Origin of the sequence: Paraburkholderia sartisoli, from assembly GCF_900107685.1 — a bacterium.
In the GTDB taxonomy this organism is placed as follows: Bacteria; Pseudomonadota; Gammaproteobacteria; order Burkholderiales; family Burkholderiaceae; genus Paraburkholderia; species Paraburkholderia sartisoli.
Map to the genome: position 1 here is coordinate 166888 of NZ_FNRQ01000006.1, position 24622 is coordinate 191509.

The 24622-nt window shown below is 61.6% G+C and carries 23 protein-coding genes and 1 pseudogene; 12 read left to right on the forward strand and 12 right to left on the reverse strand.

Annotation, left to right across the window (positions count from 1 at the left end; all coding sequences use genetic code 11):
* Window positions 1-155: 155 nt before the first annotated feature.
* From BLV45_RS18595 to BLV45_RS18610, 4 genes are all read left to right on the forward strand, one after another.
* Window positions 156-1748: a benzoate-CoA ligase family protein gene (locus BLV45_RS18595; protein WP_090535436.1), complete on the forward strand. Its 1593-nt coding sequence runs from the start codon at window positions 156-158 to the stop codon at window positions 1746-1748.
* 82 nt (window positions 1749-1830) lie between these two features.
* Window positions 1831-2655, forward strand: coding sequence for an alpha/beta fold hydrolase (locus tag BLV45_RS18600; protein ID WP_090535437.1), 825 nt, complete (start codon window positions 1831-1833; stop codon window positions 2653-2655).
* A 371-nt stretch (window positions 2656-3026) separates the two neighbouring features.
* Window positions 3027-3812, forward strand: coding sequence for a 2-dehydro-3-deoxyglucarate aldolase (garL, locus tag BLV45_RS18605; RefSeq protein ID WP_090535438.1), 786 nt, complete (start codon window positions 3027-3029; stop codon window positions 3810-3812).
* Window positions 3813-3876: 64 nt separating this feature from the next.
* Entirely contained in the window at window positions 3877-4773 is an 897-nt protein-coding gene (locus tag BLV45_RS18610; RefSeq protein ID WP_090535439.1) for a 2-hydroxy-3-oxopropionate reductase, read from the forward strand.
* Window positions 4774-4987: 214 nt separating this feature from the next.
* On the opposite strand, the gene BLV45_RS18615 is transcribed toward BLV45_RS18610, so the two are convergent.
* Entirely contained in the window at window positions 4988-6436 is a 1449-nt protein-coding gene (locus tag BLV45_RS18615; protein WP_090535440.1) for a catalase, read from the reverse strand.
* A gap of 46 nt (window positions 6437-6482) precedes the next feature.
* The gene (locus tag BLV45_RS18620) at window positions 6483-6788 is read right to left on the reverse strand and encodes a DUF3331 domain-containing protein (RefSeq protein WP_090535441.1); all 306 of its coding nucleotides are present in this window, start codon (window positions 6786-6788) and stop codon (window positions 6483-6485) included.
* A 228-nt stretch (window positions 6789-7016) separates the two neighbouring features.
* Between BLV45_RS18620 and BLV45_RS18625 the strand changes: the two genes are divergently transcribed.
* The gene (locus BLV45_RS18625) at window positions 7017-7598 is read left to right on the forward strand and encodes a TetR/AcrR family transcriptional regulator (RefSeq protein WP_090535442.1); all 582 of its coding nucleotides are present in this window, start codon (window positions 7017-7019) and stop codon (window positions 7596-7598) included.
* Between the two features lie 22 nt (window positions 7599-7620).
* Here BLV45_RS18625 and BLV45_RS18630 read toward each other — a convergent pair whose 3' ends face one another.
* Both BLV45_RS18630 and BLV45_RS18635 read right to left on the reverse strand, forming a co-directional pair.
* On the reverse strand, window positions 7621-7881 hold the full coding sequence (locus BLV45_RS18630; RefSeq protein ID WP_090535443.1) for a hypothetical protein: 261 nt from the start codon (window positions 7879-7881) through the stop codon (window positions 7621-7623).
* Window positions 7882-8403: 522 nt separating this feature from the next.
* A pseudogene (locus tag BLV45_RS18635) lies at window positions 8404-8580 on the reverse strand (carbohydrate porin); the annotation flags it as partial.
* Window positions 8581-9525: 945 nt separating this feature from the next.
* Here BLV45_RS18635 and BLV45_RS27620 point away from each other — a divergent pair.
* The 3 genes from BLV45_RS27620 (at window position 9526) to BLV45_RS18645 (ending at window position 12057) form a co-directional block, all read left to right on the forward strand.
* Window positions 9526-9666: a hypothetical protein gene (locus BLV45_RS27620; RefSeq protein WP_176954206.1), complete on the forward strand. Its 141-nt coding sequence runs from the start codon at window positions 9526-9528 to the stop codon at window positions 9664-9666.
* Between the two features lie 116 nt (window positions 9667-9782).
* A complete protein-coding gene (locus BLV45_RS18640) occupies window positions 9783-11429 on the forward strand; it encodes an NRAMP family divalent metal transporter (protein ID WP_090535445.1) in 1647 nt (548 codons plus the stop codon).
* A gap of 319 nt (window positions 11430-11748) precedes the next feature.
* Complete coding sequence (locus tag BLV45_RS18645) at window positions 11749-12057, forward strand: acylphosphatase (protein ID WP_090535446.1); 309 nt, start codon at window positions 11749-11751, stop codon at window positions 12055-12057.
* A gap of 31 nt (window positions 12058-12088) precedes the next feature.
* Here the strand turns inward: BLV45_RS18645 and BLV45_RS18650 are convergent, their stop codons facing one another.
* From BLV45_RS18650 to BLV45_RS18670, 5 genes are all read right to left on the reverse strand, one after another.
* Entirely contained in the window at window positions 12089-13012 is a 924-nt protein-coding gene (locus tag BLV45_RS18650) for a LysR family transcriptional regulator (RefSeq protein WP_090535447.1), read from the reverse strand.
* Between the two features lie 81 nt (window positions 13013-13093).
* Window positions 13094-13678 (reverse strand): methylated-DNA--[protein]-cysteine S-methyltransferase, encoded by a 585-nt coding sequence (locus BLV45_RS18655; RefSeq protein WP_090535448.1) that lies wholly within the window; start codon window positions 13676-13678, stop codon window positions 13094-13096.
* Between the two features lie 351 nt (window positions 13679-14029).
* Window positions 14030-14548 carry a hypothetical protein gene (locus tag BLV45_RS18660; RefSeq protein ID WP_090535449.1) on the reverse strand — a complete coding sequence of 173 codons (519 nt, stop codon included), beginning with the start codon at window positions 14546-14548 and terminating at the stop codon, window positions 14030-14032.
* Between the two features lie 211 nt (window positions 14549-14759).
* Window positions 14760-15239: a nuclear transport factor 2 family protein gene (locus BLV45_RS18665; RefSeq protein ID WP_090535450.1), complete on the reverse strand. Its 480-nt coding sequence runs from the start codon at window positions 15237-15239 to the stop codon at window positions 14760-14762.
* Window positions 15236-15961 carry a TetR/AcrR family transcriptional regulator gene (locus BLV45_RS18670; RefSeq protein ID WP_176954207.1) on the reverse strand — a complete coding sequence of 242 codons (726 nt, stop codon included), beginning with the start codon at window positions 15959-15961 and terminating at the stop codon, window positions 15236-15238. Before BLV45_RS18670 ends, BLV45_RS18665 begins: the two co-directional genes overlap by 4 nt.
* Window positions 15962-16080: 119 nt before the next feature.
* On the opposite strand from BLV45_RS18670, the gene BLV45_RS18675 reads away from it, so the two are divergent.
* Entirely contained in the window at window positions 16081-16731 is a 651-nt protein-coding gene (locus BLV45_RS18675) for a YceI family protein (RefSeq protein WP_090535685.1), read from the forward strand.
* 86 nt (window positions 16732-16817) lie between these two features.
* Here BLV45_RS18675 and tdh read toward each other — a convergent pair whose 3' ends face one another.
* Window positions 16818-17849, reverse strand: a complete 1032-nt coding sequence (tdh, locus tag BLV45_RS18680) for an L-threonine 3-dehydrogenase (protein WP_090535451.1) — start codon at window positions 17847-17849, stop codon at window positions 16818-16820.
* A gap of 15 nt (window positions 17850-17864) precedes the next feature.
* Window positions 17865-19064: a glycine C-acetyltransferase gene (locus BLV45_RS18685; RefSeq protein ID WP_090535452.1), complete on the reverse strand. Its 1200-nt coding sequence runs from the start codon at window positions 19062-19064 to the stop codon at window positions 17865-17867.
* Between the two features lie 154 nt (window positions 19065-19218).
* Between BLV45_RS18685 and BLV45_RS18690 the strand changes: the two genes are divergently transcribed.
* From BLV45_RS18690 to BLV45_RS18700, 3 genes are all read left to right on the forward strand, one after another.
* Complete coding sequence (locus tag BLV45_RS18690; RefSeq protein ID WP_090535453.1) at window positions 19219-19845, forward strand: helix-turn-helix domain-containing protein; 627 nt, start codon at window positions 19219-19221, stop codon at window positions 19843-19845.
* Between the two features lie 127 nt (window positions 19846-19972).
* Window positions 19973-20359, forward strand: coding sequence for a DUF2471 family protein (locus BLV45_RS18695; protein ID WP_090535454.1), 387 nt, complete (start codon window positions 19973-19975; stop codon window positions 20357-20359).
* Window positions 20360-20585: 226 nt separating this feature from the next.
* Entirely contained in the window at window positions 20586-21620 is a 1035-nt protein-coding gene (locus BLV45_RS18700; RefSeq protein WP_090535455.1) for a tyrosine-type recombinase/integrase, read from the forward strand.
* A gap of 152 nt (window positions 21621-21772) precedes the next feature.
* Here the strand turns inward: BLV45_RS18700 and BLV45_RS18705 are convergent, their stop codons facing one another.
* Complete coding sequence (locus BLV45_RS18705) at window positions 21773-22984, reverse strand: DNA-binding protein (RefSeq protein WP_090535456.1); 1212 nt, start codon at window positions 22982-22984, stop codon at window positions 21773-21775.
* Window positions 22985-24622: the final 1638 nt, after the last annotated feature.

Below are 24622 nucleotides of genomic sequence, written 5' to 3' on the forward strand. Positions count from 1 at the left end.
CTCACCGGCGAGTGGTGACGAATGGCGGTAGCCCTCCGGCGCCAGCAGCGGGAACAGGCGCGAGCCACTGAATCGACCCAGACAACCGACAACAAGAACGTGTGACGGCGGCTCACGCCCAGCCGGACACGCGTCGCCCACGTCAGGAGACAAGCATGGAAGCCCTGGTAGAGCCGGACGCCGCAAACGGTCAACCCGCCGTCGAAGCGCCGCCTGTTCATTTCAACTTTGCCGCGCACCTTTTTGCGCTGAACGAAGCGCGCGCCCTGAAGCCCGCGTATATCGACGACAACGGCGTCATGCCCTACGGCGAACTCGAGTCGCTTGCGCGCCGCTTCGCGAGCGCGCTGACGAAACTCGGCATTCACCCCGAGGAGCGCGTGCTGCTCGTGATGCACGACACGACCGATCTGCCGGTCGCGTTTCTCGGCGCGCTGTATGCCGGGGTCGTGCCGGTCGTCGCGAACACGTTGCTCACGGCCGCCGACTACACGTACATGCTCGATCACAGCCGCGCACGCGCGGTCATCGCAACAGGCACGCTGCTGCAGGTGATCACGCAGGCGCTCGCCGATAAGGCTGACGAAGGCTGCGTGCTCGTCGTCTCGCGGCCGCAGGACGCGGATCTGCCTGGCGAGCATGTGTTTCGTCGGATGATCGACGAATCCACGCCGCGCGCGACGCCCTGGGCAAGCCACGCCGACGATATCGCGTTCTGGCTGTATTCGTCCGGCTCGACGGGCAAGCCGAAAGGCACGGTCCACACGCACGCGAACCTGTACTGGACGGCCGAGCTCTACGGCAAGCGCGTGCTGGGTATCCGCGAGGACGACGTCGTCTATTCGGCGGCGAAGCTGTTCTTCGCATACGGCCTTGGCAATTCGCTGACGTTTCCGCTTTCTGTCGGCGCAACCGCCATCCTGATGGCCGGCCGGCCAGCGCCCGAGGCCGTCTTCGCGCAACTCACGCGCCACAAGCCGACCATCTTCTACGGCGTGCCGACGCTGTACGCGGGCATGCTCGCCTCGCCGGACCTGCCCGCGCGCGCGGACGTCCGGTTGCGCGTGTGTACGTCGGCGGGCGAGGCGTTGCCGCGCGAAACCGGCGAGCATTTCACGGAGCGCTTCGGCTGCGAGATCCTGGATGGCATCGGCTCGACCGAGATGCTGCACATCTTCCTGTCGAACCGCGCGGGTCACGTTGCGTACGGCACGACGGGCACCGCGGTGCCGGGCTACGATATCGAACTGCGCGACGAAAGCGGCCAGCCGGTTCCCGACGGCGAAATCGGCGACCTTTACATCCGGGGACCGAGCGCCGCGCTGATGTACTGGTGCAACCGCGACAAATCGCGCGCGACGTTTCTCGGCGACTGGCTGAAAAGCGGCGACAAGTATCGTCGTCTGCCGGATGGGAACTACACGTATGCCGGCCGCAGCGACGACATGCTGAAAGTCAGCGGACAATACGTGTCGCCGATCGAAGTCGAGATGGTGCTGATGCAGCACGACGACGTGCTCGAAGCGGCGGTCGTCGGCGTGACGCGCGACGGGCTCATGAAAACACGTGCGTTCGTCGTGCTGAAACACGAAGCAACGGCGACCGACGCGTTCGCCGCCGAACTGAAGGCCTTCGTGAAGGCACGGCTTGCGCCGCACAAATACCCGCGCGAAATCCTGTTCGTCGACGATCTGCCGAAGACGGCGACAGGCAAGATCCAGCGTTTCAAGTTACGTGAGGCACCATGATGCGCCCGCGCCGGATACCATCGAACCCGCCCAAGATACGCGGTGAAACGCCGCTCAACGCTTCTGTTTCTGTGACTGTCTAATGGACCGGATCCGCACACCCCTGTCGTCGGCCTTCGCTGAACTGCCTGCCGGCGTGGATCGCGGCGCGCTTCGCATCGAGTATCAATGGCTCAGCCCGGAGCGCGTCGACGCGCCGCTCGCCGTGTTTCTGCACGAAGGGCTCGGCTCGATCGCGATGTGGAAAGACTGGCCGCAAACACTGTGCGACGCGCTGGGTTTCCGGGGTCTCGTGTACTCGCGCCCGGGTTATGGCCACTCGACGCCGCGTGATCACGACATCAAGTGGCCCGTCGATTTCATGCACCGGCAGGCGTACGACGTGTTGCCCGCCCTCCTCGACGCCCTCCGGATCGACGCAGCCGAACGCGCGCGCATGTGGCTCGTCGGCCATAGCGACGGCGGCTCGATCACGCTGCTCTATGCGGCGGCGTTTCCGCACGCGCTGGGTGGCGCGATCGTCGTCGCGCCCCATGTGATCGTCGAGCAGAAGTCTGTCGACGCCATCGCGCAGGCAAAAATCGCCTTCGAGACGACCGACTTCAAGCCGAAGCTCGCGCGCTATCACGACGACGTCGATTCCGCGTTCTATGGCTGGAACGACATCTGGCTCAACGCCGACTTCCGGCGCTGGGACATCACCGGCGTGCTGCCCTCGATCACGTGCCCGCTGCTTGCCGCCCAGGGCCATGACGACGAATACGGCACGATGGTGCAGATCGACCTGATCCAGCAGCACGTCGCGCACGTGCAACTCGCGAAACTCGACGGCTGCGGACATTCGCCGCATCGCCAGGCGCCTGAACTGCTGAACGCAACGATCACCGCATTTGTGAAAAGCCAGTAGCACCACGCTTGTGGTGAGCTTTTTCGGGAGGTGAGCGCGACGCCATTTCGCGCTCACCTTTGTCATTCGGGCGTTCTGCCCTTTCCTCGCCTTCCTTCCCGTCGCATCATGTATGTCGCACCACGTTCGCTGTGGGGCGCGATATCAGGCACTTATATCATCAGTCATCGTATAACTTGATGAGAGGCAGGGGAAGGTCATTTCATTGTTTAATATAATGGTTAACGTGAATATGAAAGCATATTGTCAGGTGCATAATATAATTAAGATATACGATGACAGATAACATCATGCTTTGAACGGAGCGCGGGCCCAATCCTGCCGGGCGCCCTGTTCTGCCCGCCACTCGTCACCCAGCCGAAGGACAATTCATGATCGCTGCCTCGCCGTTTCAGCCCCTGCCCAACAGTTTTCGTCAGGCCGTACGCAACCGCGAGAAGCTCGTGGGTTGCTGGTCGTCGCTGGCAAGCCCGATCGTTACGGAAATGCTCGGCGTGATCGGCTTCGACTGGCTTCTGCTCGACGCGGAACACGCGCCGAACGACGTCATCACGCTCATTCCGCAGCTGATGTCGCTGAAGGACAGCCGCAGCGCGCCCGTCGTCCGGCCGCCGGCGAACGAGAGCGTCGTGATCAAGCGCCTGCTCGACACCGGCTTTTGCAACTTCCTGATTCCGTTCGTCGACAGCGCCGCCGATGCCGCGCGCGCCGTCGCCGCGACGCGCTATCCGCCGCACGGCATACGCGGCGTGTCGGTCGGGCATCGCGCGAACCGCTTCGGCACGGTCGCCAATTACCTCGACATCGCGAACGACAATATCTGCGTGATCGTGCAGATCGAAAGCCGCGCGGCGGTCGAAGCGATCGACGAGATCGTGGCCGTCGACGGCGTCGACGCGGTGTTCGTCGGCCCGTCGGATCTTGCCGCGGGCTATGGCCATCTCGGCGACGCGAACCATCCGGAAGTGCAGCAGGCCATCGAACGCATCTTCGCGAGCGCGAATGCCGGCGGCAAGGCAAGCGGCATCCTGGCGCCGGTCCAGGCCGACGCCGAACGGTACATCGCGATGGGCTGCCAGGTGGTGGCCGTATGCGCCGATCTCGGTCTGCTGCGCAACGCCGCGCAGGCCGTGCGCAAGCACTTCATCGCTGCCTGAACCCGGCACGCCAGACACCCGATTCAACGACACACTGAACCCGACAGACCGAACGGAGGATCACATGCAATCAGCAGGCTTTATCGGACTCGGCATCATGGGCAAGCCCATGGCAGCGAATCTTCTCAAGAACAACGTGTCGCTCGCGGCCTTCACGCGCAGCGGCGTGCCGGACGAACTGAAGCAGGCCGGCGCCGTCGCCTGCGACAGCCCGGCGGCCGTCGCGGCGAAAGCCGACGTCATCTTCATCATGGTGCCGGACACGCCCGACGTCGAGCGCGTGCTGTTCGGCGAGGATGGACTCGCGGGCGCGCTGCGCGCGGGCCAGACGGTCGTCGACATGAGCTCGATCTCGCCGATGGCCACGCGCGAGTTCGCCGCGCGCGTGCGCGAAAGCGGCGCGGAGTATCTGGACGCGCCGGTCTCGGGCGGCGAAGTGGGCGCGAAGGCCGGATCGCTGACGATCATGGTCGGCGGCACGCAGGCCACGTTCGATGCCGTGAAGCCGCTCTTCGACATGATGGGCAAGAACGTCACGCTGATCGGCGACGTGGGCGCGGGGCAAGTGTGCAAGGTCGCCAACCAGGTGATCGTCGCGGCGACGATCGAGGCGGTCGGCGAAGCGCTGCTGCTGGCGTCGAAAGCGGGCGTCGACGCGGCGCGCGTGCGCGAGGCGCTGATGGGCGGCTTCGCTTCCTCGCGGATTCTCGAGGTCCACGGCGAACGGATGACGAAGCGCACGTTCGACCCGGGCTTTCGCATCGAGCTGCATCAGAAGGACCTGAACCTCGCGCTCTCCACGGCGCAGGCGCTCGGCGTATCGCTGCCCAACACGGCGACGTGTCAGGCGCTCTTCAACGCATGCGTCGCGCACGGCGGCAAGGCGTGGGATCACTCGGCGATGGTTCGCGCACTCGAAGTGCTCGCGAATCACGAGATCGGCCAGCCCGCCAAAGCGTGACGCCGCGTACCTGACCAAAGCACGTGACGGGAGCCGCGGGCAGTTGCGGGTAGTTGCATGAGGCTCCCGTAAATACTCACCGATGCGCCTGAATAACCATTTTCAGGCCGAAGAAACAAAGAAGGAGCGTGCGATCGACGCCACGCCCCTTCTTCGATGCGATGTCCCTGCCTGAATCGTCCGAACCTTCCGGACGAAGATTCAGCGCAGGGTTTTAGCGCCCGGCTTTTTCCTCGACCGCCTGGATCGCTTTCGCGACGCCCGCGCCGTAAGCCGGATCGGCCTTCGTGCAGTGCTCGATATGCAGCGCCTGAATCGGCTTCGACACGCCCGCGATCGCACGCGCGGTGTTGTCGAACAGTGCCTGCTTCTGTTGCGCCGACATCAGACGGAACAGCGCGCCCGGCTGCGAGAAATAGTCTTCATCGACGCGATGATTCCAGTGATCCGCCGCGCCTTCCAGCGAAAGCGGCGGTTCGCGGAAATCCGGCTGCTCGATCCACTCGCCGCGCGAATTCGGATTGTACGAAGTCGCACCGCCCGCGTTGCCGTCGACGCGCATCAGGCCGTCGCGGTGATAGCTGTGTACGGGGCACTTCGGCGCATTCACCGGAATCTGGTTGTGGTTCACACCGAGCCGGTAGCGCTGCGCATCGCCGTACGAAAAGAGACGGCCCTGCAGCATCTTGTCCGGCGAAAAACTGATACCCGGCACGATGTTGGCCGGATTGAACGCGGACTGCTCGACGTCGGCGAAATGATTCTCCGCATTGCGGTTCAGCTCCACATAGCCGACTTCGATCAGCGGATAGTCCTTCTTCGGCCAGACCTTCGTCAGATCGAACGGGTTGACCGGATAGGTGGCCGCGTCCTTCTCCGGCATGACCTGCACGAACAGCGTCCAGCGCGGAAACGCTTTCTTCTCGATGCTTTCGTACAGATCGCGCATCGAGCTTTCGCGATCCTTGCCGACGAGCGCTTCCGCTTCGGCGTCGGTCAGATTCTGGATGCCCTGCTGCGTACGGAAATGGAACTTGACCCAGTGGCGCTCGTTCGCGGCATTGATCAGGCTGAACGTATGGCTACCGAAGCCATGCATGTGGCGAAACGACTTCGGAATGCCGCGATCGCTCATCACGATCGTCACCTGATGCAGCGCTTCGGGCAGATGCGTCCAGAAATCCCAGTTGTTTTCCGCGCTGCGCATGCCGGTGCGCGGATCACGCTTCACGGCGTGGTTCAGATCGGGGAAATTGAGCGGATCGCGCATGAAGAACACCGGCGTGTTGTTGCCGACCATGTCCCAGTTGCCTTCCTCCGTATAGAACTTGAATGCAAAGCCACGGATGTCGCGCTCGGCGTCGGCGGCACCCCGCTCGCCAGCCACCGTCGAGAAGCGGGAAAACATCGGCGTCGTCTTGCCGATTTCGGAGAAGAGTTTCGCGCGCGTGTACTTCGTGATGTCGTGCGTCACCGTGAAGGTGCCGAACGCACCGGAGCCCTTCGCGTGCATGCGGCGCTCCGGAATCACCTCACGGTCGAAATGAGCGAGCTTTTCGAGGAACCACACATCCTGCAGCAGCGCGGGCCCACGGGGGCCGGCCGTCTGGATGTTATTGTTGTCGACAACGGGTGCACCAAATGCAGTGGTGAGCTTGTTCATGTCGTGTCCTGTCCTTGTGGGGAGATGGGCGCCTGTGGCGCCCGGTTCACGCAAACGCCGACGCGCGGATCATCGCACCGACGTTGACTGGCACGCGTCGGCCGCGACTTCCACGACGATACACTGCATCGCCGCGACGTATCGCTACGCCGCTCATCGCACACTGGCCGGCGCTTCGCGCAACACCCTGAATCCATACCGGGTCGTCGAGCGCCAGTACTGTAGGACAGCGGTCGTCGAAAGGCGTTCCAGTACCCACCGTAGTGGGAAGCACGCAGGAAGCCATGAATTGATCGTTGTCGGCCTTGCGTGCTGAACGGGATTGATTGTTGTGAATCTTTTGGCCCTGCATTTAATTAAAACCCGCCAGTCATGCAGCCAGCGACGGTGCGCCGCGCGGATGTCGCCGCCCGATGCATGCGGGACGCATGGCCGGTACATCAGGGTCCGCAAGGCGAGGTGGAACTTCGTCTCCCGAATACCCTCACCTCTCTTCGTACCGCCGCGACCTGACGCTTTTGCACATTCCTGACAGCGGTGTCAAAATATGATCATTGCAGTTTTGTGTACTGGAGCAGGCATGGCAGGCGTTCGGCAGTTCGATGAAGACAGCGCATTTGCGCAGGCGCTGGAGGTTTTCTGGCGCAAGGGTTTCCGCGCGACCTCGATGCTGGATCTGGCAGAGGCCACCGGCGTGCAGCGCGGCTCGCTCTACAACGCGTATGGCGACAAGGAAGAGATTTTCATGCGCGTGTTCGAGCGATACACCGAACGGTTTATCGCCGGCGCGCGCCAGGCGCTGAAGAAGCCCGATGTACGTGATTCGTTGCTCGCTTTCTTCGCCTTTGTGATTGCCTCGCTCGTGCAGGGCACGCCGTCGCGCGGCTGCCTGTCGACGAAGACCGCGATTGAAGTCGATCCGGATTCGCCGCGCCTGCGCGAGGCGCTGCAAAAGATGATCGACGGACTGGAGGCCGCGGTACGCAGCGCGCTGGACACACCCGAGGCGAAAACGCGACTCGCGATTCCAGCGGCGCAGGCGGCAAAGCTCGTGGTCACGATGACGCGCGGCATCGCCGTGATGGAGCGGGTCTATGGCGACCCGAAATCGCTCAAACAGACCACGTCCGCGCTCGTCGATGCGCTGGTGCCGAAGCACTGACGCACGCCGCGCGTGATGTTTTTCAGGCAGCGGGAATGAGGTCTTCGCGATTGGTGATGTCGTGGAACCCGACCATCGCACCTTCGACAGGCTCCCGCAGCGCCACGATCCAGGTTGAGATATTCGCGTCTGGATGAAGCCCCCATTGCGCACCGACCCGCGCCGCCATTACGAGGTTCCCGGCATCACACTCAGCGAGCATGACGAGCAGTCCAGGCCTCCACAAAGCAACCCGGCGCAGATGGGGCGCGACCTTTGGTTTAAGCAGCGAAGAACCGGTCATGCTTTCTGAAAGGATGCGAGGGTAGTATCCGGCGACTGATTGTAGCGTGACATGTACCGCCGTCAGGCATGGCATATCCATCGACGGCCTGCACGGTCGGGCAACCCGGTACGCCGCCGATGTCGCTGCGCTGGCGCGCTGACTCCCACACCCGCACTATCTCGAGGACTCAAAATGGATACCTATATCCTGTTAGGTTGTGGCTTTGGCACGGCGCTGCTGATTGCAATCTGGGGAATATGGAATCTCAGGTAGTCCGCAAGACGTGTACCCGAAGAACACGTGGCGAAGGACGCGACGGGGTCAACCATCTGGACCAGTCCAGCTTCCCGAATCTCCAGAACATCCTCCGTTGTGGCCATCACATCGACAGGTGTTTGAAGTAGCGCCAGAAGCGTCACCAGTTCATGTCCACCCAGCGCCGTGACGTTCAATAACCTCCATGCCCCCTGTCTGGCGCAGACTCTTTGCACGTTGTATATCAACGGCCCGCATGCATGAAGACGGTCTGGTGCAGCAGCGTCAGAACATGATGCTGGTCCTCAGGCCCACCACGGCTTCATTGCCGACCCGCTGCGATGGGTTCTCCGGATTCGGAATGCCACCCGCCGGACGGAACGCGTACTGAAAGTCCGCCTGCAACTGCCACCACGGCGTGACCTGACACAGACAGGTCGCCTCGACGTATGAAGACATGCTGGCGTCTCGCAAGTGAACTTGCGAAAGGCGGCCAGACAAAGGGAGCGTGCTGCTGACAGACCGGCAGAAAGCCAGTCGGTGATGAAGCGCGCCAACCCGACCAGAGCGAGTTAGCGGCGAAGGAGTGTTCCTGCTGCGGCTATCTCGCGGTTACTGCGCCGGCACAGGCCGGCGTCGGACTTCCACTACTCGAGCATGCGTCCACGAGGGACTCCTTTTGATGAGACGGGCGGATTGTATTCGGCACGCGTGTCAAACGGCAAGTAAAAAAATCGCAAAGAACATCGCACTCCGAATCTCCCGCCACATTCTGTGGACAAACGATTCTGCTTCGCATTCGCCGCAGCATCTCTGATTTTTCATTAACCCTTCATTCATGTCATTTCGAAAGGATGACGGGCGCCGGGAAATTATATTGGCGCTGCCTGGCGAATCATGTTGACTTCAGATTCGAGCGACGCCTAAAATTTAAAAATCTTCACAAACGGGGCTGATGCCTTGGACACCTGCAGTAGTCGACCTTCGAATAGTTTCGCTGCCTGACCGGCAGGACGTCCGCGCTCTCTTCATCCAGCCGCCGTCTTGCCAGCAGGCAGACGGTGCGCGCCGTAGCAACGCTCTCCGTGCATCTTTGATTAGCGCCATCTGGCCGCAGCGATTCCGCGCGTCCGCATGGCACAGCGTCGCGAGTGTCAACTCGCGGCAGCGTTCGCTTGCGCCCTTTCGATTCACCGGCGTGGGCCAACGCGTGGATAAACACGTGCGTAGCAAACGCTGATAAGGAGCCGCCATGCCGGACAGTGACAGTTATCCCATATGCCGCTCATCTTTACCTTTGCCTGAGGAAAGCGAGTAGACGTTCGCCGCCGCGCGCATGATGCGCCGAAGCGCCGTGTCTGCTGGCTTTCCGCGAACCGCATTAAGCCAGCCACTCGGAGAAACATCATGAACTTCGGCCTCCTCCTGTCGCAACTGCCACACGTTCAGGAATCACGCGTCCACTACGACGCCATGCTCGCGTTCCACGCCCGCGAACCGCACCCATTCGCCGCTCTCTGGCAGCGTTTCAAGACATTCGTTTCGTAAGTTCGCGCTCTTTTCCGCCATACGCAAGCGACGCCGTCGTTCGACGGTACACGCCCTTACGTATGCCGGAGGTACGCAATTTCCTTTCAATAACCAGAATCGGGGAAGAAAGCAAAATGGCCACTCCAGCTAACGTCTCACCGCCACGCAGCGCCGTGCTTGACTCCGCGCACGTCGGCGACATCAGGGGTGCGTTGGGCACCATCGCCCACCACGACACCGCGCCGCGCACCAGCTGGTGGGCGCGCTTTCGCACGCTGCTGGCCATTCTTGGCCCCGGCCTCATCGTGATGGTCGGCGACAACGACGCCGGCGCCTTTGGCACCTACACCCAGGCCGGGCAGAATTATGGGACCACGTTGCTGTGGACCATGCTGCTGCTGGTGCCCGTCCTCTTCGTCAACCAGGAAATGGTGCTGCGACTGGGCGCCGTCACCGGTGTCGGCCACGCGCGCCTCATCTTCGAACGCTTCGGCAAATTCTGGGGGGCCTTCAGCGTCGTCGATCTGTTTGTCCTCAATGCGCTGACGATCGTGACCGAGTTCATCGGCATCACGTTCGTGCTCGACTTCTTCGGCATCTCGAAGATTCTGGGGGTCTGTATTGCCGCGGCGCTGACCATGGCCGCCGTCAGCACAGGCAACTTCCGGCGCTTCGAACGCTTCGCCGTGGTGCTGTGCCTGCTGAGCCTGTTGCTGGTGCCGGTGCTGGTGTCGATTCACCCGCCGGTTGGCCAGATGACGCGCGATTTCTTCATTCCGAACTGGCCCGCCCACTCGAAACTGAGCGATGTGATGCTGCTGGTCATCGGTATCGTCGGCACCACCGTTGCACCGTGGCAACTATTTTTCCAGCAAAGCTACATTGTCGACAAGCGCATCACGCCGCGCTTCATGACGTATGAAAAAACCGACCTGTGGATTGGCATTCTGTTCGTGCTGATTGGCGCAGTGGCGATGATTTCGTTCTGCGCTGCGATGTACGCCGGCAAACCCGAGTTCGGGAATTTCACAGACGCGGGCGGTGTCATCGCTGGTCTGGAGAAATATGCGGGCCGCACGTCCGCGGTGCTGTTCGCCGTTGCGCTGCTCGACGCCTGCATCATCGGTGCCGCTGCGGTTTCGCTGTCGACCGCGTATGCCATCGGCGACGTGTTCAAGATCCGTCATTCGCTGCATCGCGGCGTGACGGACGCGAAGGGTTTCTATCTTGTGTATTTCGGCATCGTCGCCGCCGCTGCGGCTCTGGTGCTGATTCCCGGTAGCCCGCTTGGACTCCTGACCGAAGCGGTGCAGACGCTCGCAGGCGTGTTGCTTCCGAGCGCCACCGTGTTCCTGCTGCTGCTGTGCAACGATCGCGCGGTGCTCGGCCCGTGGGTCAACTCGAAGAAGCTGAACCTGTTCACGGGCGCTGTTGTCTGGGTTCTGGTGATGCTGTCCATCATCCTGACCGCCTCGGTCGTCTACCCGGACATCACGGGCGAAACGATTCTGGAAACGCTCGCTGGCGGGACACTGCTTGCCATCTTCGGCTACGCCGCCACGGTCGGCATTCGCAGGCTTCGTCGCGAAACGGCGGACGGCGCGGTACAGACGTATCCGCAAGGCGCGCGCGACACGTGGCGCATGCCGCCGCTGGATGAACTGCCACCTCCGAACCTCACGCTGAGCAAGCGTGTCTGGATGGGCGTGCTGCGCGGCTATCTGGTGCTGGCCGTCGGCCTGGTTGTCGTGAAGGTCGTGCAGATGACGCTCCTGAAATAAAACAGACACCTGCGCCGTCCGCACTTTCTGTCCATCCGCCCAGGCGCCGTGCCTGCTTGCCCGCCACCCGGCGGGCAAGCCATGAAGCGCGAAAGGCCGACGTCATGAGCCGGATTCGAACGCTCCCTGCACGCTCAGTGCATCAGCGTATACGTGGCGAAGAAGGCGCCTGAAATCTGGCAACAGTCGCGCAATTCGGGCGAAAACGATATCTCGTTTTCCGGACAATGACGGCTCTGCTATTCGTTTTGAGGCTGGTACAGTCGAGCCGCTTCATTCAAGCGCCTTCGCAGATGCATCAACATGATGGAGTACGCGCATGGAATCCGGCGAAAACGACGAACCGCTCGAAACCCGGCTGGTACGGGTGCGTGGCCAGGTACAGGGTATCGGCTATCGGGAGGCGTGCGTGCGCCGCGCCAGCGCACTGGGTGTAACCGGCTGGGTTCGCAACCGGATGGATGGTTCGGTAGAGGCAATGCTGCAGGGCTCTCCGGAGCAGTTGGCGACCCTGTGCGCCTGGCTCAGCGAGGGTATGCCCGCAGCGCTTGTCGACGCATTCGAGGTGACTGAGGTACAGCCGCCGTTTGCTCGCTTTGACACCTTTGAGCGTCTGGCCACCCAGTGAGCGGCGGCAGGCAGCGACAGTCGAAGGACGATCAGGCGTGTGCCGCCGCCAGCGCGGCCGTCACGTGTTCGCGGAGGAACGCGATCCACGTCCTGATCTTCGCGTCGAGATATTCACGCGACGCGTACACCGCGTAAATCGTCATTTCCTGCAGCTTGCACTCGGGCAGCACGTGCACCAGCTCGCCGCTGCGCAGCAGCGGCAGCGCGGAGAGCATCGGCAGCGCGCCGATTCCCATGCCGCGAGCAAGCGCGCCCGCAAGCGCATCCGGCGAATTCACGCGCAGCTTGCCTGGCGGCAGATCGATTTCCTCGACGCCACCGGGCGTCTCGAACTTCCAGTGGTCGACTGGAAAATACGGTGTGACGAATTGCAGGCAGGCATGCTCGAGCAACGCCGCGACGGTAGCGGGCGTGCCATGCCGTTCGATGTACCGCGGCGACGCGCACAGCACGCCCGGCATCGTGCAAATGCGCGCGGACACCAGCGCCGAATCCTGCAGATGCGCGGTCGTGATCTGAAACGACACGTCATACCCTTCGTCGAGCAGATCGGGAATCCGTTGCGACAGGGTCAGCTCCCCGCGCACCCGTGGATTCGCCTCGAGATATTCCGCGAGCGCGGGGATCACGTAGATATGGCCGAAGCTAAGCGGTGCGTGAATACGCAGCACGCCCGATGGCGTGTCTTTCGCGTCGCCGGCTTCGGCTTCGGCTTCGGAGTGTTCGATCAGGCCGAGAATTTCCTTGCAGCGGATCAGATAGCGATTGCCCGCATCGGTCAGCGCAACGCGACGCGTCGTGCGATTGAGCAGACGCGTGCGCAGGTGAACCTCGAGTTCGGAAATGGCGCGGGAGGCCTGCGCGGTCGTCACCTCAAGTTGCTGCGCTGCAACCGTGAAGCTGGCGATCTCCGCCACCCGCACGAAGATCTTCATGTTCCGCAGTATGTCCATCGCGTCCGGTCCCGGGTTGTTGACGCGAAAATATCATAGGGGCCGTGTTGTACGCCACGTGGCGCACGTCCTCATGCGACGTCAAAGACTGCCGTCGAACAGCGATTGCTGCGTCGTTTGCGCTACGGTCCGGTTGCGCGTCGCGTTTGACCGACGCGACGTTTTCACGGATGTGGATGCTGGCATCTTTGCGGCTTCGATCGCCAGCAGCGTTTCCTTCGCCTTCAGTCCGCCCGCGAAGCCGGTGAGATCGCCCGACGCGCCGATCACGCGATGGCACGGCGCGATGATCGAAATGGGGTTTCTGCCGTTCGCCGCGCCGACGGCGCGAACCGCCTTCGGGTTGCCAATTTGCGTCGCGATGTCCAGATAGCTGCGGGTTTCGCCGAACGGAATCGTCAACAGCGCGGCCCAGACCTGCTTCTGGAACGACGTTCCGGCAAAATCCAGTTCGAGATCGAAACCGGTGCGTTCGCCGGCGAAATACTCCTTGAGCTGGCGCTCCGTTTCATCGAGCACCGGATCGTGTTCGGCCTCGACCATTTCGCCGAGCCGCACACGGTTGGGCCGCTCGTTTTCCCAGAGAACGGCGACCAGGCCGGCCCCTTTCGCGACGAGTTTGAGTTTGCCGACCGGCGAATCCACTTCCTTGTACGCGTATGACATTTGACCTCTCCGTGCAATCGTTGATTGAGGTTAGCTCATCCGTGACGAAAGTGTAGATGACATCGGCGTGCAGGGGGCCACGGGCACTTCGGGTTCAGGCATGTTAGTTTGCCGCCCGGTATCTGGAAGGATCGACGTCCCAGGCTTCGCGGAACGCACGCGCGAACCTGCTGTGGTTTGTATCGCCACACTACGCCCAACTGCGTGCGCTTTTCGGTACGACGAGCATCTCCTGGATATCCTCACCATCCTGGAAACACTCACCTGACGGCATCGCCCCGTAGCTCCCGAATTACCTCACCTCTGCGGGCATCTCCTGGAATTCCTCACCATTGCGACGATGCGATCCTGCTAGAACTTCACCTTCAGCTGAAACCCCAACGTGAACGGAAGATTGTCCGACGGGATCGGCGGAATCAGAATGACGTTTGCACCGACGCGCTTGTATTCGAACATCAGGACCGGCGCGACCACCGGTCCGATTGTGTGATCGCGACCGAGGCCCCAGTTGCCGTAGTTATAGCCCGAGATGATGCCGCCGATCACGGAGAGTCGCACGAAGCCCCAGTGCGTGAAGTCGGGCGACCAGACGCCGCCGCCGTACCACGAAGGACGCGACAGCGAATTGCGAAAGCCACCGGCCGTCAACGCCCATTCGTTGTTCAGCCAGCACTCGACGCCGAGGCCAGGATTGAACTCCCGGAAGTGTTCGTTTGGGTCCGGGTTGATGTGATACGACCCAACCATCACGTCGGCCCAGACGCCGCCCTTGCACCAGTCGGTTGCGTGCGCCGCGGTCGTCATGCCGAGGCCCGCCGCCGCGGCCACGGCCGCGCATGCTATTTTGTTTTTCTTGCGCCAGAAACGCATGTCCTCTCCGTCGTCGGTCGGATGCCGACGTGATCCATGTTCTTGTCGAGTGGTGGTGTCACCGCCGTCGCGCACTGTACCTCAACGCGCGCGGCACGAAGGGGTGGATACGCTCGGGAAAGCGGGCACGCGAGCTGCCGCGTACCGCCCAGGGAGAACAATAACGGAGAACCGATGGCGAATTGGTGAAAAGCGCGACGCGAGCCCGCGCTTACAGGCCCAGATCCGACAGCCCGGGATGATCGTCCGGACGACGGCCGAGCGGCCAGTGATACAGACGGTCCGCCTCGCGGATCGGCAAGTCGTTGATGCTTGCGTGACGGCGAGCCATCAGGCCGTTCGCATCGAACTCCCAGTTTTCGTTGCCATATGAGCGAAACCAGTTGTTCGAATCGTCGTGCCATTCGTAGGCAAAACGCACGGCGATCCGGTTGTCGTTGAACGCCCACAATTCCTTGATGAGCCGGTAATCCAGCTCCTTCGCCCATTTGCGACGCAGCAGGCCGACGATCTCCGCGCGACCCGTGACAAACTCCGAGCGATTGCGCCAGACGCTTTGCGGCGTGTAGGCAAGCGCCACGCGCTCGGGATCGCGCGTGTTCCAGCCATCCTCTGCTCCGCGTACTTTCTGGATCGCCGTTTCGCGCGTGAAAGGCGGAAAGGGCGGACGGCTTTCGATCGGTTCGGTCATGACTTCTCCTGACGTTGGGTGGACACCCGTCGGCCCGACGGGCGAGAGACAGCGAAATCTGCTTCGAGCAACTGTCCGGCTGCGGTGCGCGCATCGAGCGCGGCGTCGGCGTCGCCACTGACGAGCGCCACGCCGATCGCGCCGTCGATCAGGATCAGCCATTGCCGCGACAGCCGCGCGGCGCGTGCCGTGCGCCGATCCGGCTGATCGTCCGGCTTGTTCTGCCTGCCCTGCTTTTTCTGTGTGATGACGTCCGGACCGGTCGATGCCACGTAGTCGTCGCACACTTCGCGCACGAAGCGAAGCAGACGCGCCTTGTGTTCACGCGCGACGACGCGGATCGGATCATCGGCGGCGCCGATTTCTCCGGCCGCATTGAGAAACGCACAGCCATGAAAATCATCCGACAAGAACCACTCCCGCAACACGTCGAACATGCCAATGAGCCGTGCGCGAGGCGCCGTGCCGCGCGCGAGCGTGTTGCCGGTGAACCAGTTCATCCAGCGTTCGTCGCGCCGTTCGAGCGCAGCGGCAACCAGCGCGTCCTTCGAGCCGAAATGCGTGTAAAAGCTTTTGCGCGCCGTACACGACTGACGCACGATCGCGTCCACGCCGGTCGCGTGGATGCCACCGGCGTAAATCAGCGCCTCGGCGGCGTCGAGCAGCCGCTCGCGTGCACCGGTTGTCGACGGATTGTCAGAAGAAGCCAGGGAAGTCTCCATGAACGAAAGGTAGAACGATCATTCTCCCCTGTCAAGTTCTGGCGACAATCGTTCATGGAATCTGGATGACGCCGGGCGCTTGCGTTATGGTGATGCTCTTCGAAACACGGATCGACGACATGCGGACACTCACGCTACGCGCCGCGCTCACGCGCGCGTTCCTGGTCACGGCGCTTGCGACAGCGGCGGCCTGCACGCCACTTCGGGTGGTGACGCACACGGTCAGCACAACGGAAACGCGTGTGCCGGCCGGACGCTACACGCTCGATCCGAATCATTGCAGCATCACGTTCGATATCGATCACTTCAAGTATTCGCGCTTTACGATGCGATTCGATCGCAAGACCGCACAACTCGACTGGAACTCTGGCGGGCTGGATAAAAGCGCGGTGACGGCGTCGATCGACGCGGCAAGCATCGACACGAATGTGCCGCTTCTCGACAGGATGGTGAAGGGCGACCAGATGCTGGATGTCGCGCGCTACCCGGAGATACGCTTCGTGAGCACGCGCTTCGAGCGGACCGGCGATTCGCGTGGAACGCTAACCGGCGACCTGACGATTCACGGCACCACGCAACCGGTCACGCTCGACGTGACGTTCAACGGCTTCGCACCCGATCCGCTCACGAAGCAGGACACGCTCGGCTTTTCGGCGGAAGGCCGCTTCAGCCGTTCGAAGTTTGGGCTTTCGACGTGGTATCCGGCTGTGGGCGACGACGTGCATGTGCGCATCCAGGCGGAATTTGTGAAGCCGCCTGCGGGAGGTTGAATGCGTCTGATTTTGCTGTTGTCACGCGTGCGTTGTGTTGGACCTGTGTCCAGCACAACGCGAATCAACGATACGACAGCAACGAATCAGGCCGCGGTCCAGTCGAGAATGACCTTGCCGCTTTCACCTGAGAGCATCGTCGCGAAGGCACGCTCGTAATCGTCGACCGGGAAACGGTGCGTGAGAATCGGCGAAAGATCCAGCCCGCTTTGCAGCATCGCGACCATCTTGTACCAGGTCTCGAACATCTCGCGCCCATAGATACCTTTGATCTCAAGACCCTTGAAGATGACCTGGGTCCAGTCGATCGCGGTTTGTGCCGGCGGAATGCCGAGGAGCGCAATCTTGCCGCCGTGATTCATCGCGTCGAGCATGCTGGTGAACGCGCTCGGCACGCCGGACATCTCGAGCCCGACATCGAAGCCTTCGGTCATGTGGAGGTCTTCCATGACGTCGCGTAACGATTCACGCGAAACGTTGACCGCCCGCGTCGCACCCATTTTTCGCGCGAGGTCGAGACGATAATCATTGATGTCGGTAATCACGACGTTGCGCGCGCCGACGTGCTTCGCAATCGCAACCGCCATGATGCCTATCGGCCCGGCGCCCGTGATCAGAACATCTTCGCCGACCAGATTGAACGAAAGCGCCGTGTGCGTGGCGTTACCGAACGGATCGAAGATCGCGGCGAGGTCGTCGGAAATTTCCGGCGGAATCCTGAACGCGTTGAACGCGGGAATCACGAGATACTCGGCGAACGCGCCCTCGCGGTTCACGCCGACGCCGACGGTATTGCGGCACAGATGACGGCGCCCCGCGCGGCAGTTGCGACAGAAGCCACACGTAATGTGGCCTTCGCCGGAAACGCGGTCGCCAATCGCGAAGCCGCGCACTTCCTGACCCATCTCGACGATTTCACCGACGTATTCATGTCCGACGTGCATCGGCACGGGGATCGTCTTTTGCGCCCAGTCGTCCCATTTCCAGATGTGAATATCGGTGCCGCAGATCGCGGTGCGCGTAATGCGGATCATCACGTCGTTGTGGCCGACTTCGGGCTTTTTCACGCGCGTGAGCGTAAGCCCGGGTGCGCGTTCGAGTTTTGCAAGTGCTTTCATGTGATGGTCTCCGTTTCAGATAACGCCAAGCGCCTTGCCGACGCGCGCGAACGCATCGACGGCGCGATCGATCTGTGCCGGCGTATGTGCCGCGCTCATCTGCGTGCGGATGCGCGCCCGGCCTTTTGGCACGACGGGAAACGAGAAGCCGATAACGTAGACGCCTTCGCGCAGCAGCGCGTCGGCCATGCGCGAGGCGAGCTGCGCGTCGCCGAGCATCACCGGGATGATCGGATGTTCGCCCGGCACGAGCGTGAAGCCGAGCGCACTCATGGCGTTACGAAAATGCGCGCCGTTTGCACGAACGCGCTCGCGCAGCTTCGCGCCTTCTTCGCTGGCAAGCAGGTCGAGCACCTTGAGCGAAGCCGCGGCGATGCTGGGCGTGAGCGTGTTCGAAAAGAGGTATGGACGCGAGCGCTGTCGCAGCAGCTCGACGATTTCCCCGCGCGCGGCGACATAGCCGCCCGATGCGCCACCGAGTGCCTTGCCAAGCGTGCCCGTGATGATGTCGACGCGCGACAACACGCCACAATGCTCGGGCGTGCCACGCCCGTTTTCGCCGATAAATCCCACCGCGTGCGAATCGTCGACCATGACGAGCGCACCGTACCGGTCCGCCAGATCGCAGATGCCGGCGAGATTGGCGATGATGCCGTCCATCGAAAACACGCCGTCGGTGGCAACAAGCTTGAATCGCGCGCCGGCGGCATCCGCTTCCTGCAACTTCGCTTCGAGATCGGCGAGATCATTGTTCCGGTAACGGAAACGTTTTGCCTTCGACAGACGCACGCCATCGATAATGCTGGCGTGATTCAGTTCATCGCTGATGATCGCGTCGGATTCATCGAGGAGCGTCTCGAACAGGCCACCGTTCGCATCGAAACAGCTGGAGTACAGGATGCAGTCGTCCGTCTGCAGAAATGCGGCGATCTCGCGCTCCAGCGCCTTGTGGACGGTCTGCGTGCCGCAGATGAAACGCACCGATGCCATGCCAAATCCGTCCCGGTCGAGCCCGTCTTTTGCGGCGGCCACGAGCCGCGGATCGTTCGCGAGGCCCAGATAGTTGTTGGCGCAGAAGTTCAGCACATCGGCGCCGCCCTCAAGACGAACGTCGGCCGACTGCGGACTGGCGATCACGCGCTCGGTCTTGTAAAAGCCGTCGCGACGAATCTGCTCAACCGTGCTGCGCAGATGGGCGAGAAAGGGTTCACGCATGAATCAGTCTCCTGAATGGCCACGGCGGATCGCGCCGTGGCATTAGCTCGTGGACCGGCAGCCTGTTATAGTCGGCTGTCAGCTTTACCGGATAAATTCGTTTTTTCGAACCAAAGTTCGGTATATCGAACAACTTTAAACGATAGGTCACCCGATGGCAAGTTCCGGAACGCGCCGCACGTCGACAGCGTCCCCTCCCGCATCCGCTGCCCAGGCTGCTTCGACGGTTGCGGCCCCCCCGCGCGTGGGCGAGCAGATCCAGCGCCTGCGTGGCGAACGGCGGATGACGCTCGACGATCTCTCCCGCGCGGCGGGCGTATCGAAATCGATGCTGTCGGAAATCGAGCGCGACAAGGCCAATCCTACGATCGCGGTGGCGTGGCGTCTCACGAATGCGCTTGGCGTCAGCCTCGATTCGCTGTTCGCCCAGCAGAAGCCGCCGGAAGCCATCGCCGTATCCGGACCACACGAAATCCCGACGCTGAGCGGCCACGACAGCCGCTATCAGTTGCGCGTATGGGGACCGATCGAACTCGCGGGCAAGTTCGAGTGGTACGAACTGACGCTGCAACCGGGCGGCGCACTCGTCTCGAACGCACACGAGCCCGGCACGCGCGAACACCTGACGGTGCTGCACGGCACGATCGAAATCGATGCGGCGGGCACGAGCCGCAGGCTGAAGGCCGCCGACACGGCACGCTACATCGCCGACGAACCGCATGCGATCCGAAACGCAGGAAAAGGCGAGGCAAAAGCCTTGCTGGTGGTGATTCACGGGTGAGCCTCCGCGCTCATGCAACGCCTTCACGATAGCGCAGCGGCACCCATCCGGCGCCTCGGCCAGATGGCCGAGGTTGCGCCAACTACTGTATATTTGTACAGTATAGGCGGATTGACCGGAGCCCAAAATGAACCACTCGAACGAGCATGACCTCGCCGCGCTGCGCTTCCAGGCCGCCGCGCGCGATCTCGAACACATCGTGCGTCACATCGCTTCACGCTATATCGCGCAGCAGGTACCGCTGACGTGGCGGCTGCTGCACGCAATCGAAGCGGAGGCGCAGGCCGACCTGGGCTTCGCGAGCCGCCACGACGCGTTTTTGCTGGTGCTGTTTCAGCGACCGGATAACCTGCCGTATCCAGAAACCGACGACACGGTGGATTTCGGCGCCTCGAACGCGTTGCCAGCGGTGTTCGCTTTCGCGGTCAATGCCTATGAGAAAGCGCACGCCGCCTCGATGCAGTCCGCAGGCAAGCGGACGGCGGCAATGCGCCCCAGTGCGTGGGGCGGTTAAGCGAAGGGGATTTCGTCCACCAGGGTTGCGCTGGAGGTCGGCGGGAGCGATGCGCAATCTGATGGCCGACACATCGCGGAAGGCGGGCTTCTGATTCCGTATGTGGGTGCTGAAGGCGTTCGAAGATCGGCGAGCTTGGGACCATTAGCGGGTTGACCTTGCGCTTCGCGTCTGGAAAACACCACGTGAATATCCTACTATTCACGCAACTAACGGATATTCAATCATGGTCGCTTCACCTCCCTCATCACAGCCACGACAGCATTCGGCCAGCGCCGATCTGTTTGACCAGCAACGCGAAGACTGGCGACGCGACCCTCGCATCGCATTCGACGCCTGGCTCGCAGGTCAGCAGTTCCGTCGCTCGTCGGCCGATGTGTATCGTGCGCAGTGGGGATTGTTTCTCGACTGGTTGAAAGTTCGTCGCAAGAGCCTCACAACCGTCGACACGCATGCCATCGCCGATTTCGTCGCTGGCCTGGATATCCGAAAACCGCAACGGGCCCGCTATTTAAGGCTGATTGAGCGCGTGCTCGATCACGTCCGCGAAATCGAGCTGGCATCGACCAACCCCGCGCGCTTTATTGCACAGGATGGAGACGCCGCGTGGCGCAATGCCCGTGACAATGAACCCACCGGATTTCTCACTTCGGTCGAACGATCTCTTCTGGTTGCCCACCTGTTCTCGCCACTCGCTGATCTCTCGGTTGCGGCTCGATGGCGCGAGCGTCGCGACCGCGCGTTGATCGCGGTTTTTCTCGGTGGGGGACTCAAGACCGGTGAAGCGCGAACATTAACCATTAGTTGCGTGAATCCAGGTTCGCCCTGGGTTCTGGTGGAGGCCGCCAATCCTGCCTTCACGCGACGCGCCCGGCTCTCGCCGTTCGCCGTGGCCGTCATGGATGCGTGGCTTGCCGAGCGGCGTCTCTCCGAACTGGCCGGCAATCTTGTGTTTCCGGCTTCGCCTTCGGGACGGCCGATGCACAAGGCGACGATGTTGCGATCGGTCGATGCGCTTATCGATGTCACCGGCATTTCGGACGCGCGAGCGACACGCGCCAGTCCACATACGTTGCGCAATACCTACGCGGCCGATCTGTTCGAAGCCGGAGTTGAGCCAGCGCTCGTGGGTCAATGGCTTGGATTCATGCAGCCCGTCTCGTCCAACCGGCTGCATCGCGCATGGCAAAACTGGATGATCCAGCAGGACGCACCGGCGAACGACATTCCCGATCCGGCTTCATCAACGCGTTCTGTCTAGTCGGCTTGGCCGCCCGTCTGGCCGGGCGCACGCCGATTCAGTATCCTGAAAACCCTCACCCACAGGCTCCCGGAACGGCTCACCTTTACCCGGCGTCGATCGCACCTCGATCGATCGGTCGAACGTTTGTGTTTTGTCGCCCGATCGGGCTTTTAGCTTGTCGCCGAAGCGGGGACCGTCCTGGCGGACAAAAACCGCGCCACCGCCTGAAGTCTGGAATCGCCCATACCCGACGAGTGTTCGCATTCCGGACACTGCAACTCGAAACGGTGATCGACCTGTGACAACTCCGGTTCTCCATCCACGCATTTCGGGCAGCGAAGCGGAAGGGCGACCTGAGCGTCGGCGAGGGTTCCGATCGTGCTCAACTCGTCGGGTGTCAGGCGGCCGGCGCCGGCCAGCGTACACAGCAAACCGGCAATGGCGGGATCGATGCCTTCCTGCGCACGCAAGGCAGCCACTTCCTTGCTTAGCGCATCGATCTCATCTGACTGCTCACGAACCTGCGCGTCCAGCCGGTCGCCGCGGGCTTTCGACGAAGCAATCTGCTGAATGAAATCGAATTCCTTGCGGCTCGCGTCGCGCACGCCGGACTGATACGTCGCCGCCATGCTGCGCAGCGAGTCGAGCTCGACCAGCATCGGCTTGACCCGGCGCTCGGCTTCGGCGACGGCGTCCTTGATCTGCTGCGCGTAATGCTCGGTACTCTGTCGCATATCCGCGTGCAGGGTATCAATCCGGTCGCGTAGCCCAGCGTTGGTGGTCTGCTCGATATCGAGGCGTTTGCGAAGCGCTTCGGTCTCCGCTTCGAGCCGTCGGACCATCGCCTGCAGACTTTCCTGATGCGCCGATCCGTGGGAATTCGCCGCGGCGAGTTCGGTTTCCAGTTCGCGGATCCGGTTCCATGCGGCATCAGCGCGTATTTCCGCACGCTCGATCGCTTCCTCCGATGCGTCGAGGCGAATTTCCGCCTCGCGCGCTTTTTGTTCAGCCGCTTCGACCTGGTGCTGCATCGTCGCGCGGTCTTCGTCGAGCGTCGAGCGAGCGTGTGTCATCGCGGCCTGGAACAGCTCGCCCAACAGTTCACCGGCGCGGTCCTCGAGCGCTTTCGGTATTGCCCCTGCACCGACGCGTACCTTCGATGCGCCTCGAATGCGTTCCCAAAAACTGTCGATGTCTTTTGGAATGTCGCTCGCGCTGCCTGTCTGGGTCAGTTCACGCACAGTTGCCATCGATGGGCGGATGCCCAGATCGAAAAAGAGTCGCTTACAGGCGTGAAGTGACAGTTCTTGACGGCGCGCCCCGTTTGCGCGCATCTGCTCGAGTTCTTGGCGAATCGCCTGGCGTTCTTCATCTGAATTCATTCATGCCTCGATGGAGCTGCAATCCAGCGAATCATAACAATTTACGTAGTAAACGATACGAACTTTGATTCTTGACTGGCTAGACAGGTAAACCGTGCGTTCAGCGTTGACTTTACCGCGTGTAGGGGTCGATGTCGGGGATTTACCGTGAAACAAATCGAAGAATAGTCAATAAGCTTCTGTAAATAAAGGAAATTCTGTCTTCGTCAAAAAATCGGGACTGTTTCACGAAGCGGAATGATGGGCGCGGTTTTGACGTCCGGAAATTTTCCGGCGGCACAGCGGGTTCTCGTTGAGAGTAATAGAAGTAAACACCCTTGAACCTAGGTTAAAAACGTTAACGCCATGGCAAAGCCATACCTGGTAAGGCTTTGCGGGCAGTGAGGTGAAGCTTTACGGGACAGTTGGTGAGCAATCCCGGGATGCTGCGGTGATGGGGTTCAGGGAAACGGGTGAGAGGGTTCGGGGCAGTGAGTGAGCGGCTTCGGGAGCCATGCGTCAGACAGGTCATTTCGAGAGGTGAGCTTCTTCGGGAGCAGATCGGCTGAAACCCCTGCGGCGACCTGAATACAGGACGTAGAAAGCGTAAAAACGGCGGTGAGTATCTGCGGGATGCCCGTTGCCCCCTTGTTTTGGCTGGTTTTCGGGCCGAAAAAGGCGAGTGGTGAGGCATAACGGGACAGAACGACATATGAAGGTGAGGGTTTTCAGGGCTTGACCGCCGAAATGCCCCGTTTTGGGCGACCCAGAGCCCTGCGGTGAGCCTTTACGGGACGCGCTGTGATTGCCGGCCGCGGATCGAAGCGGGATTTCAGGTATCAAAGGTGCTCTGCACGGGTAAAGGTGAGGAGATTCGGGAGATCTGCCGGAGAAAGCGTGGAATCCGATGGCCTTATCGGGGCGGGCAGCGATGGTGAGGTTTTTCAGGAGCAAGATTAAGTGGGGCATTCGGGTCTGGTGAGACTTTTCAGGAGCTAGTTTGCGGTTACTTACTGGAAACACTGCATTGACGCTGGTTGGTGAGGACATCTTTCCGGCATCTCACGATGCAAAGGTGAGGAAATGCGGGAGGTAGATGATTTTCTTCCTTCCAGCGTACCCAAAGCTCGGGTGCAGCCTTTGGGTGAGGATTTACGGGAGCGTGGTCGACTGAAGGTACCGGTTGACGAATCAAGGGTAAGTGCCGGTAACGATTGGATATTTTTCAGCGGCTGCCGAAAGGTGAGGCTTTTCAGGACCTCTCGGTGCCAGCATCGCCCAGCGTCGATCTTGTGCCTTTGGTGAGCTTTTTCAGGAGGGAAAACGCCCGTCTGGATAGCCTGTCGGCTGGAAATCCCGCGTAAACGGGGCCTCGCGCGTGCCAAAGGTGAGGTTTTTCGGGACCTTTTCCTGCCGGCATCGGTTGATTGAGGCGGATTCGAGAGGCTCTGGAGGGCATTGCGCGCAAAAAGCCAGGCAATCTCGGCGACCGATGGTGAAAATGGCCGAATGGAGGACGGTCCAGCAGGCTTTCGTGATGCGGAACGCGATAACCTGGCGTTCGCCGCTGGTTTTCGCACCCGACGTCGTAAAATTCCGACGACGTTGACCGGTGAGCCGATACGGGAACTGAAATTGAGGCTGGCGGAAGGCCCAAAA